Below are 14,515 nucleotides of genomic sequence, written 5' to 3'. Positions count from 1 at the left end.
GACTCCCGCACCTTGGCGAGCCGTTCGCCGTCGCCCTTCTTCTCCAGGGCCGACTCCAGCTCGTAGTTGCGGTCGAAGTGGTCCTCCAGGGGGCGCTTGTTGCGCCCGGTGACCATGAGGACGTCGTCCAGCCCCGCCGACACGGCCTCCTCGACCACGTACTGGATCGCGGGCTTGTCGACGACCGGCAGCATCTCCTTGGGAGTGGCCTTGGTGGCCGGCAGGAACCGGGTGCCAAGACCCGCCGCGGGAATGACAGCCTTGGATATGGTGGGGCGGGAAGCCATGGGGTGCTCGTCCTTGTCCTTCTGCACGTCGGGCGCCGGCGGTCCGCGCGTCAGGCGCCGATGAGGCCGCGTTCGCCGGTCGGCTGCCGCGGGATGTGCGCCATGGCGATGGCACCCGGCGCGGGAGCCGGGGTCCGCTCGTCCAGCGGCACCACCGCCGGCGTGGGCTCCTGCCCGAGGAACAGGCGGCGCACCACGCGCTCCGCCGCGTTGCCGTCGTCGAACTGCACGAACCGCTCGCGGAACGCGGCACGCCGCTCGGCGGCCTCCGCGCCGTTCCAGGCGCCGGAACGGAAGACCGAGATCAGCTCGTCCTCCGAGGTGGCGGTCGCGCCGGGGGTCTCGCCGGGCTTGCCGGAGAGGACGTCGAAGTAGACACCGCGGGCCTTGCGGTAGACCTCCCAGTCGTCCGCGTAGGTGACGATCGGGCGGTCGAGGCACGCGTAGTCGAACATGATGGACGAGTAGTCGGTGATCAGCGCGTCGGCGGCCAGGCAGAGGTCCTCCACCACCGGGTACCTCGACACGTCCTTGATCAGCCCGCGCTCCTGCAGGGCCGCGAGCCGCGGGTCGGCGCCGTAGAAGTAGTGGGTGCGCACCAGGACGACGTGGTCGGGCCCCAGCTCGCTGCAGAAGCGCTCCAGGTCGATGCGGGGCACGTAGCCCTTCTGGTAGTCGCGGACCGTCGGGCAGTAGAGGATGGCGGTCTTGCCCTCCTCGATGCCGAGGTCACGGCGGAGCCGTGCGACGTCGTCGGCCGTGGCCCGGAAGTAGACGTCGTTGCGCGGGTAGCCGTACTCGACGGCCTCGAACGCGCAGGGGTAGACCCGCTCCCAGATCTCCGTGGAGTGCTGGTTGGAGGTGAGGCTGAGGTCCCACTTGTCGGCGCGCTCCAGCATCTTGGCGAAGCTCATGTTCTTGGCCGCCGCCGGGAACCGCTGCTGGTCGATGCCCATCTGCTTCAGCGGGGTGCCGTGATGGGTCTGCAGGAAGACCTGCTCGGGCCGCTTGACGATGTCGTTCGGGAAGTTGACGTTGTTGACGAGGTACTTGGCCCGGGCCATGACCTCCCAGTAGCGCGGCGAGTTGGCCACCACGTAGTCGACGCCGGCGGGGACGGTGTCCACCGCGTCGCGCCGCACGACCCAGACGCCGTGGACGTTCGGGGCCAGCTCCTTGGCCTTCTCGTAGACGGCGCCCGGGTTGCAGGCGACGCCGCGGTTCCAGTAGGCCGCGTAGACCGCGAGGTTCTCGTCGACGGGGCGGCGCAGGTGCAGCTGGTACAGCCGGTTGTAGGCGGTCTTGCCGAGCCTGGTCCTGACCTTGGCGGCCCGCTTGATCACCTGGCGGCGGGTGTTGCCCGCGGCCACCACCGCCGCGTACGCCGTGTAGGAGCCGCGTTCCAGCAGCTGGAACCGGGTGCCCTGCGAGCCCTCCGGCAGCGCGAAGCCCTTGGGCTTGAAGCGCTTGTAGCCGGCGGCCGCCAGTTTGAAGAACTCCGCGCGGTCCTTGGGGACGATGCGGTCCTCACGGGCCAGCGTGAACAGATAGTGGCTGGCGGCGCGCTCGAACAGCAGGGCCCGCACGGGCTCCAGGTGGGGGCGCTCGTCGAGGAACTCGAAGAGCCGGGCGTACTGCTCGAAGATGCCGAAGTGCTTGCGGCCGGGCGTGCGCATGGAGTTGCCCTGGCGGCGCTGGCGGTACTCGACGCAGACGTGGTCCGTGGCGGCGATGCGCCGCGCGGTCAGCATGGTCTTGTAGACCATGAGCGCGTCTTCGTAGATGCCGTCGGTGAAGGTGAAGTTGTGCTCGTCGACGTAGAACGCACGGCGGTAGGCGCGGTTCCACACCACGGCGAACATGGTGAGGTACTCGGGCCGCTCCAGTGCCGTGAAGACGTCCGCGCCGGCCGCGGCGAGCATCTCGCCGGCCGCGCTCGCCTGCACGCGGTTGTTCCAGTACGTGCGGACGTGGTTCAGCAGGAGGATGTCGGGGTCGCCCGTGACCTGGAGGCGGTCGGCTATCGCCTGCAGGGCGCCGTCGGCGAGGGTGTCGTCGCTGTCCAGGAAGAGGATGTACTCGCCGCGCGCCTTGAGCGCACCGGCGTCGCGGGCCTTTCCGATGCCCCGGTTCTCCTCGAAGTGCACCGGTACGACGCGGCCGTCGCGGGCGGCGTACTCGTCGAGTATGCGTCCGCAGGAGTCGGGGGAGTGGTCGTCGACGGCGACGATCTCGAAGTCCGTGAAGGACTGGCCGAGTATGGAATCCAAGCATGCGCGCAGATAGCCCTGCACCTTATAAACAGGGACGACCACGCTTATTTTGGGCGAAGCGCTTCCATTCGCGAGGGGCATGCTCGGGGCTCCTGGACTGTCGATCAGACTCACCCGCGCCCCGCTGCTGGCTTGCGGCGCGGGTGGCGAGAGGCACAAGGAGTGCAAGGTTAAGGTTGGTTTAATCCTACCCTAACGTGACTCCTGGGCCGTTCTTACTGGGGTCCGTACGCCACTGGTCAGGCGGGGTGCGGTGGGGTTCACTCCCGCTCCCGAGGTCCTTGTGGGTAAGAAAAGAAGAAGATCCACTCTTTACCATCCTTGATGGATAAATTGGACATTCTCCGCTCAATGGGGTTGTCCCCTGGATTTCCGTCCGCTCATTAATGTGTCCGGAAATCGGCCTGCCGGGTGCGAGGGAGCGGGTGCTTCCGAATCGCACGCGCCGCAGCGAGCGCCGGCTCGTCGCCCGTCGCCCGCCGGGACTCCCGTCCGCGACCCGGACCGCCCGGCGCCGGCCGGGTGTCTTCGCGTAGATTGCAACCGTCACGCCCGACGGGACGTGGACGCGAGGTCGGAGGGAAGCACGTGTCAGCGGCAAGGCACCAGGTCGCCAGGGCCCGCAGGATCGTCGTCAAGGTGGGCTCCTCGTCGCTGACCACCGCGGTCGGCGGCCTCGACGCCGACCGCGTGGACGCGCTCGTGGACGTCCTGGCCAAGAGCCGCAGCGGGGGCGAGCGGGAGGTCGTCCTCGTCTCCTCCGGTGCCATCGCGGCCGGACTGGCGCCGCTCGGCCTGCGCCGCCGGCCCAAGGACCTCGCCCGGCAGCAGGCCGCCGCCAGTGTCGGCCAGGGCCTCCTCGTCGCCCGCTACACCGCCTCCTTCGCCCGCTACGGCGTCCGCGTCGGCCAGGTCCTGCTCACGTCCGACGACATGAGCCGCCGCGCCCACCACCGCAACGCCTCCCGCACCCTCGACAAGCTGCTCGCCATGGGCGCCTTCCCGATCGTCAACGAGAACGACACCGTCGCCACCGACGAGATCCGCTTCGGCGACAACGACCGCCTCGCCGCCCTCGTCGCCCACCTCGTCCACGCCGACCTGCTCGTCCTGCTCTCCGACGTCGACGGCGTCTACGACGGCGACCCCGGCAAGCCGGGCACGTCGCGGATCGCGGAGGTGCGGGGCCCCGGGGACCTCGCGGGCGTCGACATCGGCAGCGCCGGCAAGGCCGGCGTCGGCACCGGCGGCATGGTCACCAAGGTCGAGGCCGCCCGGATCGCGGCCGCCGCCGGCATCCCCGTCGTCCTGACCAGCGCCGTGCACGCCGCCGAGGCGCTGGGGGGCGGCGACACCGGCACCTACTTCCACCCCACCGGCAAGCGCTCCGCCGACCGGCTGCTGTGGCTCCAGCACGCCTCCACCCCGCAGGGCGCGCTCACCCTCGACGACGGCGCCGTCGAGGCCGTCGTCAAGGGCCGCAAGTCACTGCTGCCCGCCGGAATCGCCTCCGTGGAGGGCGAGTTCAGCGCCGGCGACCCCGTCGAACTGCGCGACCCGGCCGGCCGCGCCGTGGCCCGCGGACTCGTCAACTTCGACGCCAAGGAGATCCCCCGGCTGATCGGCCGGTCGACCCGGGAACTGGCCCGCGACCTGGGCCCCGCGTACGAACGCGAGGTCGTACACAGGGACGACCTGGTGCTCCTGCACTCCTGACACGCGCAAAACCGCTCGCACAGCGAGGCACACGGAACGCCCCGGTGGGGGACGTTCCGTAAAACCACCACGCGGAGCGCTGCGGCCTGCTCAACTTTGAGTCTGGGACGTGTTCGACGAACCCGTTCCGTCAAGGGGCCGAGCGAGCCGAGAAGGAGGCCGTCGTGAGACGAGTGCGCCCTGGGGCGACGTCCCGCGGTGCCCTGACGAGCGTCGCGGCCGGGGACGCCTACCAGGAGCCGGAAGACCTGCCCCGGCTCTGGCACGTCACCCTCAGCGTCTCCGGGGAGAACGTCCCCCTGTCCGACCTGCGCCGGGCCCTGGAACAGCTGGCCCACGACCACCCCTTCCTGCTGACCAGCAGATACGCCACCGACCACGCCGAGATCCGGTACTGGGAGGAGGCCCGCGACCTGCACGACGCGGCCGCCGTCGCCCTGCGCCTGTGGGGCGAGCACCGGCAGAGCGCCGGACTGCCCGCGTGGGAGATCGTCGGCCTGGAGGTCATCGACCGCGAGACCTACCACCACCGCATCGCCGAGGGCTACGGCCCGCAGCCGGCGACACCGGTCGGTGTCCACCCCTTCTGAGCCCGTACGGGGCTTTCATCTCGCGGTGTGGAACGTGCGCGGAACGACTCCGCGCCGCGCACTACCCTTCCCTCATGACCACGCTCTCGCCGTACGACTCGATGTCCCCGGTCACCCAGGCCGCCTACCGGGCCAAGGCCGCCGCCGCCGACCTCGCGCCGCTGCCGCGCGCCGTGAAGGACGACGCGCTGCTCGCCATCGCCGACGCCCTGGAGGTCCGTACGGCCGAGATCGTGGCGGCCAACGCCAAGGACGTGGCCAAGGCGCGCGAGAACGGCACCAGCGAGGCCATCGTCGACCGGCTCACCCTCACCCCCGAGCGGGTCCGCGCCATCGCCTCCGACGTCCGTGACGTCGCGAAGCTGCCCGACCCGGTCGGCGAGGTCGTCCGCGGCTCCACCCTGCCCAACGGCATCGACCTGCGCCAGGTCCGCGTCCCGCTCGGTGTCGTCGGCATCATCTACGAGGCCCGCCCGAACGTCACCGTCGACGCCGCCGCGCTGTGCCTGAAGTCCGGCAACGCCGTCCTGCTGCGCGGTTCCGCCTCCGCCTACGAGTCGAACACCGCCCTCGTCCGCGTCATCCGCGACGCCGTCGGCGGCGCCGGGCTGCCCGCCGACGCCGTGCAGCTCGTGCCCGGCGAGAGCCGCGACTCCGTGCGCGAGCTGATGCGCGCCCGCGGGCTGGTCGACGTCCTCATCCCGCGCGGCGGCGCCTCCCTGATCCAGACGGTGGTCAGCGAGTCCACCGTCCCCGTCATCGAGACCGGCACCGGCAACTGCCACGTCTACGTCGACGCGGCGGCCGACATCGACATGGCCCTCGACATCCTGATCAACTCCAAGGCCCAGCGGGTCAGCGTGTGCAACGCCGCCGAGACCCTCCTGGTCCACCAGGACATCGCCGACGAGTTCCTGCCGCGCGCCCTCGACGCCCTCGCCGAGGCCGGCGTGACCGTCCACGCCGACGAGCGGGTCATGGCCTACGCCGAGGACTCCAAGGCGACGGTCGTGGAGGCCGTGCCCGAGGACTGGGAGACCGAGTACCTGTCGTACGACATCGCCGCCGCCGTCGTGGACTCCCTGGACAAGGCCGTCGAGCACATCCGGCTGTGGACCTCCGGCCACACCGAGGCGATCGTCACCACCTCGCAGCAGGCCGCCCGCCGCTTCACCCAGCTGGTCGACTCCACCACCGTCGCCGTGAACGCCTCGACCCGGTTCACCGACGGCGGCCAGTTCGGCTTCGGCGCCGAGATCGGCATCTCCACCCAGAAGCTGCACGCCCGCGGCCCGATGGGCCTGCCGGAGCTGACCAGCACGAAGTACATCGTCACCGGCGACGGGCACGTCCGCCCCTGAGCCCACCTCCGGGAATCACCCGGACGGACGCACCTTCCGGCCCGTGGGAAACGGCCGGAAACCGTCTCATCAGGTGGATGAATTTCCCTACGGTCTGCCCAAATTGACCCCCCCCAGGTCTACTCTGGACGCGTGCCGGAGGACGTGGGGGGCACGCCGTTCCCTGACGGCTGGGAGCCCGACGACGACCACGACCGCGGGGTGTCGGACGAAGAGTTCGCCTCCGTGGTCTTCGACGAGGCCTTCGTGCAGGCCGCCACCGTCCATGAGCCGACCGCCGTGGAACGCCTCCTGGCCGCCGCGCAGGCCCGGGCGGAGGCCTCCGAGGCGGAAGCCCGCCGCGCCCGCGCCCGCGCCGAGCGCTACGACGACCCCTACGGCCCCGACGGGACCGGTCCCGGCCACGATCCGGACGGCGGCGAACTGGACGACACCTACGTCCTCGACGACGCCGACAGCCCCTTCGGCGGCCACGGCAGACAGGTCCGCTGGCACCGCCCCGTGGCCTGGGTGCTCGCCGTCGTGATGGGCATAGGCATGGTCGCGCTCGCCTTCGCCGCCGTCTACCGCGGCGGCTCCTCCGGCTCCCGCGACCGGGTGCCCGCCCCCGCCTCGACCGGCGTGGAACAGGGCAGCGCCGCCGCGCCCTCCGTCTCCGCCGACACCGGCCAGCCGGTCGCCTCGGCCGTCCCGCGCACCCCCTGAACGCCACCGCTGCCGCCGGGGTGAACGCCCGTCAGAAGTTGTCGTGTACCAGGGCGTTTACCTGAGGCCCGTGAGACCTACTCTGAAAGTATGGGCGGGCCAGGAGACCCACCGGAGGGGACACCCGAGGGCGGCCCCGTGGGTGGCGAGGACGAGTACCGATCCGTCGTGTTCGACGAGTCGTTCGTCCGCGCTGCCCGCCTCCAGGAGTACTCCGCCGAGGAGCGGATGGCCGACCACGCGCCCGCCGTACGCCGCCGGCCGCCCCTGCGCCGCGGAGCGGCCCGGCAGTTGCTGGCCTTCGTCGTGCTGGTCGTCGTCGCGCTCGGCGCCGCGGTCTACATGAGCGTGCGCCACACCTACGGCTCCCCACAGGCCCGTGTCCCCGTCGCACCCCTGCGGATGACGGTGATCCCGCTCGCCCCGACGGCCACGGTGCCCGCCGGCGCCGACGCCGAGAGCCTCTACGCGCACAGCCCCGCCGCCCACTTCGACGTCGGCGCCGAGGGGATACCGCTGCCGGCCGCGCGCGGCACCGCCCACTTCTCCGACAGCCAGATCGTGACCGCGCTCACCACCGCCAAGGACTACATCGTCCGCTCCGCGCTCTACCCCGAGGTGCTCACCGGCCGGCAGACCGGCCCCGCGCGGGCCCTGCTCGACGCCGACCAACTCGACCAGTTCGACCAGAGCTTCGCCCACCCGGCGGCCGACGGCCGGCACGCCGCCACCGGCTGGGTGGTCCGCCTCGACCCCTCCCACGCCCAGCTCGCAGACGACCGGATCCGCGTCGAGGGCGACCTCCAGGCCGTCGAGACCGACGCGGACACACTGGAGGTCACCGCCGACCACACCCTCGTCTACGCCCTGCGGCCCACCGGCGCCCCGGCCGGCGCCCCCGTCTCGCTGTTCACCGTCCGCCGTCAGCTGACCTTCAGCTTCACCCGCGACGACCTGCGCACCCATCAGGTCCAGCTGCTCACGGCGTACGTCCAGGCGGGCCCGCTCGCCTGCGCCGCGGACTCCACGGCGTACCTGCGGCCGCTGCTGGCCGGGCAGACGGCCGGCAGCGGGGGCCCCGCGGGCACCGACCCCTTCGCGACGGACAGCCCGGCGGCGCTGTGCGGGACGCTCGCCGCCGGGGCGCAGCCGAAGGTGTAGGGGGCAGAGCTGCCGAGCCCGCCGTCGCGGCCGAGCGCCGTGGCGGCGGGAAGGAAGCGGGGAGGAGCAGGCGCGCCCGGGGGCAGGACTACTCCCCGTCCCGCGGCCCCTCCTGCGCCGGAGGCGGGCCGCCGCGGAAGCCGTCGAAGCCGCGCCGCACCCTGCCGCCCAGGTCGCCCGCGCCGCCCGCGAGGTCCGAGACCAGCTTCATCAGCGGGTCCTTGGAGCTCTTGACGTCGCTCGCGTAGGCGGAGGCCGACTCGCGGAAGGAGTCGCTGACCGAGGTGTCCTTGTCCTCCTCGCGGCGCGCGTAGTGGCCGTCCATGAGCCGCTGGAAGTCCCGGGACTCGGACCACTTCTTCAGCTCGGCCGCCCGCACGGTGGTGAACGGGTGCGAACGGGGAAGGACGTTCAGGATCTTCAGCACCGAGTCCCGCAGATCGCCCCCCGAGTCGTACTCCTCGGCCTGCTCCAGGAAGGCGTCCACGTTCATCTCGTGCAGGTGGTTGCCGCCCGCGATCTTCATCAGGCCGCGCATCGAGGCCTGTACGTCCTGCCCCACCAGCAGGCCCGCGCGGTCCGCGGACAGCTCGGACTTGCGGAACCACTCGCGCAGGGCCGTGACGATCGCCATGATCGCGACGTTGCCCAGCGGGATCCAGGCGACCTTCAGCGCGAGACTCGTCAGGAACAGCAGGACCGTGCGGTACACCGAGTGGCCGGACAGGGCGTGGCCCACCTCGTGGCCGACGACGGCGCGCATCTCCTCCTCGTCGAGCAGCTCCACGAGCCCCGTGGTGACCACGATGATCGGCTCGTCGAGGCCGATGCACATCGCGTTCGGCTGCGGGTCCTGGTTGACGTACATCGGCGGGACCTTCTCGAGGTCCAGGATGTGGCAGGCGTCCAGCAGCATGTCGTGCAGATGCGGGAACTGCCGCTCGCAGACGCGCACCGAGTCGGACAGGAACAGCAGCCGCAGGCTCCGCTCGGGCAGCAGCCCGCTGAGCGCCTTGAAGACCGTGTCGAATCCGCTCAGCTTGCGCAGCGCGACCAGGGCCGAACGGTCGGCCGGATGTTCATAGGCACGCGAGGAGATCCCCGGGAAGCGCCTGCGCTGCCTGCTCGGCACCCGCTCCTGCCCCGTCTGGCGGCCATCGTCGGACATGTCTTCCCCCATGCGCGTGTGAGTGCCCACTGTGCCCCCGAGGCAGGACCCAGCCTAGGCGGAGATACCGTGGACGGGCAGTACAGCCGAAGGAGTCCGCCGATGGATCACCACCCCGCAGCCGCCTGGCTGACCGAGGCCGCCACGAGCGCGGCCCAGCAGCACGGGAGCGGGAACCTGCTCCGTGTCGTCATCGTCGTGATGATGCTGGGCTGTGCGTTGACCGCCTGGTTCCTGCTGAGCGGCTACAAGCGCAAGGACGACTGACCGGCCGCGAAAGTTCCCCGCCGGGCCCCGACGGCGGAGTCGGCGTGATCGCCGCCGGGCCGCCCGCATACGATGAGCCGACATCTTTATCCCGCCCACACGCGTTAGGTCCTGCCGAAGATGAGCCTTCACAGCGCCGCAGCCCAGATGGTCACCCTCGCCGAAGCCGAGGGCGGCCACCACGACAGTCTCAACCCCGCGATCACCGGCGGCGGCGCCTTCGTCATCCTGCTGCTCCTGCTGTGGATCACCACCCGCTTCAACCGCGACCGCTGAGCCGGGACCGGCGTCCCCGGCGGGACGTCCGAGGCCGGGCCGGTAGGGTCTGCACGCATGGGAGAGCAGGACATGCCTACCGGTCCGGCGCACGAGCGTCGCGAGAGCGCCGACGACACGGCGCAGCACCCGCGGTACCGGCCGTTCGGCGGCCCCGCGCACACGGGCAAGCGCCGCCTCGGCGTCATGGGCGGAACGTTTGACCCGATCCACCACGGGCACCTCGTGGCGGCCAGCGAGGTCGCCGCGCAGTTCCAGCTGGACGAAGTGGTGTTCGTGCCCACCGGCCAGCCGTGGCAGAAGTCCCACCGCACGGTCTCCCCGGCCGAGGACCGCTACCTGATGACGGTCATCGCGACCGCCGAGAACCCCCAGTTCTCCGTCAGCCGCATCGACCTCGACCGCGGCGGTCCCACCTACACCGTGGACACCCTGCGCGACCTCAGGGCCCTCAACCCCGACACCGATCTGTTCTTCATCACCGGCGCCGACGCGCTCGCCCAGCTGCTGACCTGGCGCGACAGCGAGGAACTGTTCTCCCTCGCGCACTTCGTCGGCGTCACGCGCCCCGGCCACCACCTGACGGACCCCGGCCTGCCCGAGGGCGGCGTCTCGCTGGTCGAGGTGCCCGCGCTCGCCATCTCCTCCACGGACTGCCGTGCGAGAGTCGCCAAGGGAGACCCCATCTGGTACATGGTGCCGGACGGAGTCGTGCGCTACATCGACAAGCGCGAGCTGTACCGCGGCGAGTGAGCCGAGAGGGGCACCGGTGAACGACCGATACGACACGGGTGACGCGGGCTACGGCGCCGGCCCGTACGAGATCGTCGGCTACGACGAGTACGGCCGGCCCGTCTACCAGCAGATCCCGGCACAGCAGACGCACCAGGTGCGGCAGACACACCAGGCGCCCTACGAGCCGTACGCCCAGCAGCAGGGCTACGGCTACGACCCGTACGCGACCGGCCAGCAGCCGCCGGTGCCCTCCTACGACTCCGGAGCGCAGCAGGCGTACGACCCCTACGCCGCCCAGGCCCCGTACGACCCCTACGGGACGGCGACGGGCACCGGCACCCAGCCCGCGGCCGGCCACGACCCCTACGGGCAGGCCGCGACCAGCGGGCAGCAGCCCCGGGCCGCCGGGCAGACGGCGCACATCCCGCACCAGCCCGGCCCGGCGCAGGAGCAGGGGGACGCGCCGGAGCGGCACGCGGAGTCCGCGGGCGAGGGCGAACGGGACTACCACACCGAGCAGTTCGCGTTCGTGGAGGAGCCCGACGGCGACTCCGAGGACGTCATCGACTGGCTGAAGTTCACCGAGAACCGCACCGAGCGGCGCGAGGAGGCCCGCCGCCGCGCCCGCAGCCGGATCATCGCGCTCGCCGTCGTCCTCGCCCTCGTCGCCGCCGGCGGTGTCGGCTACCTCTGGTACGCCGGGAAGCTGCCCGGCCTGTCGTCGTCGGCCGCCAAGCCCGGCGCCGGCACCCCCGTCGCCGCCCAGAAGCGCGACGTGATCGTCGTCCACCTGCACAACACCGGCAAGGGCGGCACCTCCACGGTGCTCCTGGTCGACAACACCACCACCAAGCAGGGCAGCACCGTGCTGCTGCCCAACAACCTCGCCCTGAGCGGTGACGACGGCTCCACCACGACCCTCGCCAAGTCGGTGGACGACGACGGCTCCTCCGGCACCCGCGACCAGCTCGACACCGTCCTCGGCACAAACATCCAGGGCACCTGGCGCCTCGACACCCCCTACCTGCAGAACCTCGTCGACCTGGTCGGCAACATCGACATCGGCACCAACGCCGACGTGCCCGACCCGGACGTCAGGAAGAAGAGCGCCGAACCGCTCGTCCACAAGGGCGCCGACCAGACCCTCAGCGGCAAGATGGCCGTCGCCTACGCCACCTACCGGGCCCCCGGCGAGAACGAGAACGCCCAGCTGGAGCGGTTCGGGCAGGTCCTGCAGGGCGTGCTGCGCAAGCTGTCGTCCGACCCGTCGTCGGCGATCACCACGGTGCAGACCCTGGCGCAGATCCTCGACCCGCCGCTCACCGACAAGGACCTCGGCACCTTCCTCGCCAAGCTCGCCGACCTCGCCAAGAGCGGCGCCTACAAGACGGCCCTGCTGCCGGTACAGCCCGACGGCACGCTGAGCGCGCAGACCAGCGACAGCGTGGTGAAGGACATCCTCGGCGGTACGGCGAAGAGCCCCGCCGCCGGCTCCGCGGTCCGGGTCTCCGTGCAGAACGCCACCGGTGTGAAGGACGACACGGAGAAGGCCCGCGTGGTGCTCCTCAACGGCGGCTTCACCTTCCTGGAGGGCGGCAGCGCCGCCGGCACCCAGGCCGCCTCGAAGGTGCTCTACTCGGACGCCGCCGCCAAGCAGAAGGCCGTCGAGGTCGCCAAGACCCTCGGGCTGCCGAGCGGCTCCGTTGCCAGGGGCGCGGTCTCCTCGGGCGCCGACGTCTCGGTCGTACTCGGCCAGGACTACAAGCCGTCCGCCTCCTGACCGCGCCTCCCGACCGTCCGCTTCCGGCGGCGGCCGGGGCACCCCGCGCGATCGTTTAATCACGTGGGGTGCCCCGGGCGGTCCGTGAGACCCTTGAGGGCAAAAGTCCGCCGACCGAAAGCCGCGCAGTGACCGCCACAGACCGTTCCCTCCAGCTCATCCAGACCGCCGCCCAGGCGGCGGCCGACAAGCTCGCCCACGACGTCATCGCCTACGACGTCAGCGACGTGCTGTCCATCACGGACGCCTTCCTGCTGGCCTCCGCACCGAACGACCGCCAGGTCAAGGCCATCGTCGACGAGATCGAGGAGCGTCTGCTCAAGGAGTGCGGCGCCAAGCCGGTGCGCCGCGAGGGCGACCGCGAGGCCCGCTGGGTGCTGCTCGACTACGTCGACATCGTCGTCCACGTCCAGCACAGCGAGGAGCGGGTCTTCTACGCCCTGGAGCGGCTGTGGAAGGACTGCCCCGAGCTGGAGCTGCCCGCCGACGCCAAGGCCACCCGCGGCAAGGCGGAGGAGCACGCGAAGCAGCAGGCCGCCGAGGCGGACCTGGAGCCGGGCGGGGAGTGGTGATGAGCGCCACCGGTGAGGTCACCGACCGCACGAGCCGGGGCCGCCGCGTCATCCTGTGGCGGCACGGCCAGACCGCGTGGAACGTGGAGCGCCGCTTCCAGGGCAGCACCGACGTCCCGCTGACCGAGACCGGCGTCGGCCAGGCCCGCCGCGCCGCCCGGCTGCTGGCCTCCCTGCGGCCGGACGCGATCATCTCCTCCGACCTGACCCGGGCGGCGGACACGGCGGCCGAGCTGGCCGCCCTCACCGGCCTCGACATCACGCGCGAGGAGGGCCTGCGCGAGACATACGCGGGCGTCTGGCAGGGGATGACGCACGAGGAGATCATCGCCCGCCACGGCGAGGAGTACGCCGCCTGGAAGCGCGGCGAGGCGGTCCGCCGCGGTGGCGGCGAGCTGGAGACCGAGGTCGCCGACCGGGCCGCACCCGTCGTCCTGCGGCACGTCGAGAAGCTGCCGGAGGACGGCACGCTCGTCGTCGTCAGCCACGGCGGCACCATCCGCACCACCATCGGTCGGCTCCTCGGCCTGGAGGCGCACGCCTGGGAGAGCCTCGGCGGGCTGTCCAACTGCTGCTGGTCCGTGCTGGGCGAGGGCGCCCGCGGCTGGCGCCTGCTGGAGCACAACGCGGGCACCCTCCCGGAGCCCGTCCTCGGCGACGACGACTGACACCGCGAACCGCCCCGGACCCCGGATTTCACTTTCTGGCAGGTCACAGGCTAAAGTTCTTCTTGTTCGCCCCGCCGAGCGGGAAGCGAAACATCATGCGGCTCCGTCCGCGTGACAAGGGGCTATAGCTCAGTTGGTAGAGCGCCTGCATGGCATGCAGGAGGTCAGGAGTTCAATTCTCCTTAGCTCCACACGATCCGGAAGATCCCGTCCCCGCTGGGGGGCGGGATCTTCTGCTTCTCCCCGGCTCCCTTGAGTCGCTCGGGGTCCCTCGCTCGTATACCCCCGCGGAGGCGTTCCCGTGGCAGAATCAAACGGCCGGATGGGGGCGCGGCCCGACGGGAGGGAGTGGCGATGCCTGCGAGCATCCTTGAGGAGGGCGGCGACCTCCTCGGTGCGGCGTTGATACGGAACACAACCACCCGGCTGCTCTGCCCTTCCTGCGGTTCCGCGCATGTGGCCCAAGTGCTCGGCGACAACGGCGGGATCTCCTACGTGTGCACGGCCTGCGGCCACAGCTGGAGCTGATCGATGGGTGCACACAGGCGAAAGTGCGACTGGTGCGGCAGCGGTACGCCGATCGTCCGTGACATGGAGCCGATCAACCCCGACTACCAGTACTGGTGCGAGGAATGCGCGCGGGCGCTGATCATAAAGGGCGACCCGATCGAGACGTACCGGGAACTGGAGGGCGAGCCGATCTACGGCCGGCTCCTCGAAGAGCACTGCACGCTCAAGCGCTTCTACTCCTTCGTGACGGCATGAAACCGGACATAAGGGTACGTACTTGAGCGAACCTGAAACCGATTTTGCGCTCCGGCTCCGGCCCTGTAATGTTTACGACGTCGCCGGGGGAACCGGGCGGGACAAGAAAACAAGGGGCTATAGCTCAGTTGGTAGAGCGCCTGCATGGCATGCAGGAGGTCAGGAGTTCAATTCTCCTTAGCTCCACAGAA

The 14,515-nt window shown here is 71.0% G+C and carries 16 protein-coding genes and 2 tRNA genes; 15 read left to right on the top strand and 3 right to left on the bottom strand.

All coding sequences use genetic code 11. The annotated features are described in order from the left end of the window. Both ACZ60X_RS04025 and ACZ60X_RS04020 read right to left on the bottom strand, forming a co-directional pair. A partial coding sequence (locus tag ACZ60X_RS04025; RefSeq protein WP_469592947.1) for a sugar phosphate nucleotidyltransferase occupies nt 1-287 on the bottom strand: 287 nt, incomplete at its 3' end. A 50-nt stretch (nt 288-337) separates the two neighbouring features. Beyond that, nucleotides 338-2,641: a bifunctional glycosyltransferase/CDP-glycerol:glycerophosphate glycerophosphotransferase gene (locus ACZ60X_RS04020; protein ID WP_469592944.1), complete on the bottom strand. Its 2,304-nt coding sequence runs from the start codon at nt 2,639-2,641 to the stop codon at nt 338-340. Between the two features lie 507 nt (nt 2,642-3,148). Between ACZ60X_RS04020 and proB the strand changes: the two genes are divergently transcribed. The 5 genes from proB to ACZ60X_RS03995 all read left to right on the top strand — a co-directional run bounded on the left by proB (nt 3,149) and on the right by ACZ60X_RS03995 (nt 8,093). Next, the gene (proB, locus tag ACZ60X_RS04015; protein ID WP_469592942.1) at nt 3,149-4,276 is read left to right on the top strand and encodes a glutamate 5-kinase; all 1,128 of its coding nucleotides are present in this window, start codon (nt 3,149-3,151) and stop codon (nt 4,274-4,276) included. A gap of 164 nt (nt 4,277-4,440) precedes the next feature. Further along, nucleotides 4,441-4,866 carry a hypothetical protein gene (locus ACZ60X_RS04010; protein WP_469592940.1) on the top strand — a complete coding sequence of 142 codons (426 nt, stop codon included), beginning with the start codon at nt 4,441-4,443 and terminating at the stop codon, nt 4,864-4,866. A 74-nt stretch (nt 4,867-4,940) separates the two neighbouring features. Further along, a complete protein-coding gene (locus ACZ60X_RS04005; protein WP_469592938.1) occupies nt 4,941-6,227 on the top strand; it encodes a glutamate-5-semialdehyde dehydrogenase in 1,287 nt (428 codons plus the stop codon). 132 nt (nt 6,228-6,359) lie between these two features. Continuing rightward, on the top strand, nt 6,360-6,932 hold the full coding sequence (locus tag ACZ60X_RS04000) for an SCO2584 family spore wall biosynthesis protein (RefSeq protein WP_469592936.1): 573 nt from the start codon (nt 6,360-6,362) through the stop codon (nt 6,930-6,932). Nucleotides 6,933-7,022: 90 nt separating this feature from the next. Continuing rightward, nucleotides 7,023-8,093, top strand: coding sequence for an SCO2583 family membrane protein (locus tag ACZ60X_RS03995; RefSeq protein WP_469592934.1), 1,071 nt, complete (start codon nt 7,023-7,025; stop codon nt 8,091-8,093). An 88-nt stretch (nt 8,094-8,181) separates the two neighbouring features. Here the strand turns inward: ACZ60X_RS03995 and ACZ60X_RS03990 are convergent, their stop codons facing one another. Further along, nucleotides 8,182-9,261, bottom strand: coding sequence for a M48 family metallopeptidase (locus ACZ60X_RS03990; protein WP_469592932.1), 1,080 nt, complete (start codon nt 9,259-9,261; stop codon nt 8,182-8,184). Between the two features lie 102 nt (nt 9,262-9,363). On the opposite strand from ACZ60X_RS03990, the gene ACZ60X_RS03985 reads away from it, so the two are divergent. From ACZ60X_RS03985 to ACZ60X_RS03940, 10 genes are all read left to right on the top strand, one after another. Next, on the top strand, nt 9,364-9,528 hold the full coding sequence (locus ACZ60X_RS03985; protein ID WP_469592930.1) for a hypothetical protein: 165 nt from the start codon (nt 9,364-9,366) through the stop codon (nt 9,526-9,528). A 120-nt stretch (nt 9,529-9,648) separates the two neighbouring features. Next, nucleotides 9,649-9,804, top strand: a complete 156-nt coding sequence (locus ACZ60X_RS03980) for a hypothetical protein (protein ID WP_469592927.1) — start codon at nt 9,649-9,651, stop codon at nt 9,802-9,804. 57 nt (nt 9,805-9,861) lie between these two features. Then, nucleotides 9,862-10,557 carry a nicotinate-nucleotide adenylyltransferase gene (gene nadD, locus ACZ60X_RS03975; RefSeq protein ID WP_469592925.1) on the top strand — a complete coding sequence of 232 codons (696 nt, stop codon included), beginning with the start codon at nt 9,862-9,864 and terminating at the stop codon, nt 10,555-10,557. A gap of 16 nt (nt 10,558-10,573) precedes the next feature. Further along, on the top strand, nt 10,574-12,319 hold the full coding sequence (locus ACZ60X_RS03970; RefSeq protein WP_469592923.1) for an LCP family protein: 1,746 nt from the start codon (nt 10,574-10,576) through the stop codon (nt 12,317-12,319). Nucleotides 12,320-12,447: 128 nt separating this feature from the next. Further along, nucleotides 12,448-12,891: a ribosome silencing factor gene (rsfS, locus tag ACZ60X_RS03965; RefSeq protein ID WP_469592921.1), complete on the top strand. Its 444-nt coding sequence runs from the start codon at nt 12,448-12,450 to the stop codon at nt 12,889-12,891. Further along, nucleotides 12,891-13,559 (top strand): histidine phosphatase family protein, encoded by a 669-nt coding sequence (locus ACZ60X_RS03960; protein ID WP_469592919.1) that lies wholly within the window; start codon nt 12,891-12,893, stop codon nt 13,557-13,559. Before rsfS ends, ACZ60X_RS03960 begins: the two co-directional genes overlap by 1 nt. 118 nt (nt 13,560-13,677) lie before the next feature. Next, nucleotides 13,678-13,750 (top strand) — tRNA-Ala (locus ACZ60X_RS03955). A 163-nt stretch (nt 13,751-13,913) separates the two neighbouring features. Next, nucleotides 13,914-14,087, top strand: a complete 174-nt coding sequence (locus tag ACZ60X_RS03950; RefSeq protein WP_469592917.1) for a hypothetical protein — start codon at nt 13,914-13,916, stop codon at nt 14,085-14,087. A 3-nt stretch (nt 14,088-14,090) separates the two neighbouring features. Then, nucleotides 14,091-14,324, top strand: coding sequence for a hypothetical protein (locus ACZ60X_RS03945; RefSeq protein ID WP_006136074.1), 234 nt, complete (start codon nt 14,091-14,093; stop codon nt 14,322-14,324). Between the two features lie 113 nt (nt 14,325-14,437). Further along, nucleotides 14,438-14,510, top strand: a tRNA-Ala gene (locus ACZ60X_RS03940). The last annotated feature ends 5 nt before the right edge of the window (nt 14,511-14,515 follow it).

It is taken from the genome of Streptomyces sp. NPDC104106, assembly GCF_055584345.1.
The sequence above is the reverse complement of the archived record's forward strand: the minus strand, read 5'-3'. Positions and strand labels throughout refer to the sequence as shown.

Bases quoted from the DNA above. Each gene is read 5' to 3' on its own strand.
- ACZ60X_RS03990 (WP_469592932.1), bottom strand. From the start codon at position 9,261: ATGTCCGACGATGGCCGCCAGACGGGGCAGGAGCGGGTGCCGAGCAGG.
- ACZ60X_RS03995 (WP_469592934.1), top strand. From the start codon at position 7,023: ATGGGCGGGCCAGGAGACCCACCGGAGGGGACACCCGAGGGCGGCCCC.
- ACZ60X_RS04020 (WP_469592944.1), bottom strand. From the start codon at position 2,641: ATGCCCCTCGCGAATGGAAGCGCTTCGCCCAAAATAAGCGTGGTCGTC.
- ACZ60X_RS03980 (WP_469592927.1), top strand. From the start codon at position 9,649: ATGAGCCTTCACAGCGCCGCAGCCCAGATGGTCACCCTCGCCGAAGCC.
- ACZ60X_RS03960 (WP_469592919.1), top strand. From the start codon at position 12,891: ATGAGCGCCACCGGTGAGGTCACCGACCGCACGAGCCGGGGCCGCCGC.
- ACZ60X_RS04005 (WP_469592938.1), top strand. From the start codon at position 4,941: ATGACCACGCTCTCGCCGTACGACTCGATGTCCCCGGTCACCCAGGCC.
- ACZ60X_RS03945 (WP_006136074.1), top strand. From the start codon at position 14,091: ATGGGTGCACACAGGCGAAAGTGCGACTGGTGCGGCAGCGGTACGCCG.
- ACZ60X_RS03985 (WP_469592930.1), top strand. From the start codon at position 9,364: ATGGATCACCACCCCGCAGCCGCCTGGCTGACCGAGGCCGCCACGAGC.
- ACZ60X_RS03950 (WP_469592917.1), top strand. From the start codon at position 13,914: ATGCCTGCGAGCATCCTTGAGGAGGGCGGCGACCTCCTCGGTGCGGCG.
- nadD (WP_469592925.1), top strand. From the start codon at position 9,862: ATGGGAGAGCAGGACATGCCTACCGGTCCGGCGCACGAGCGTCGCGAG.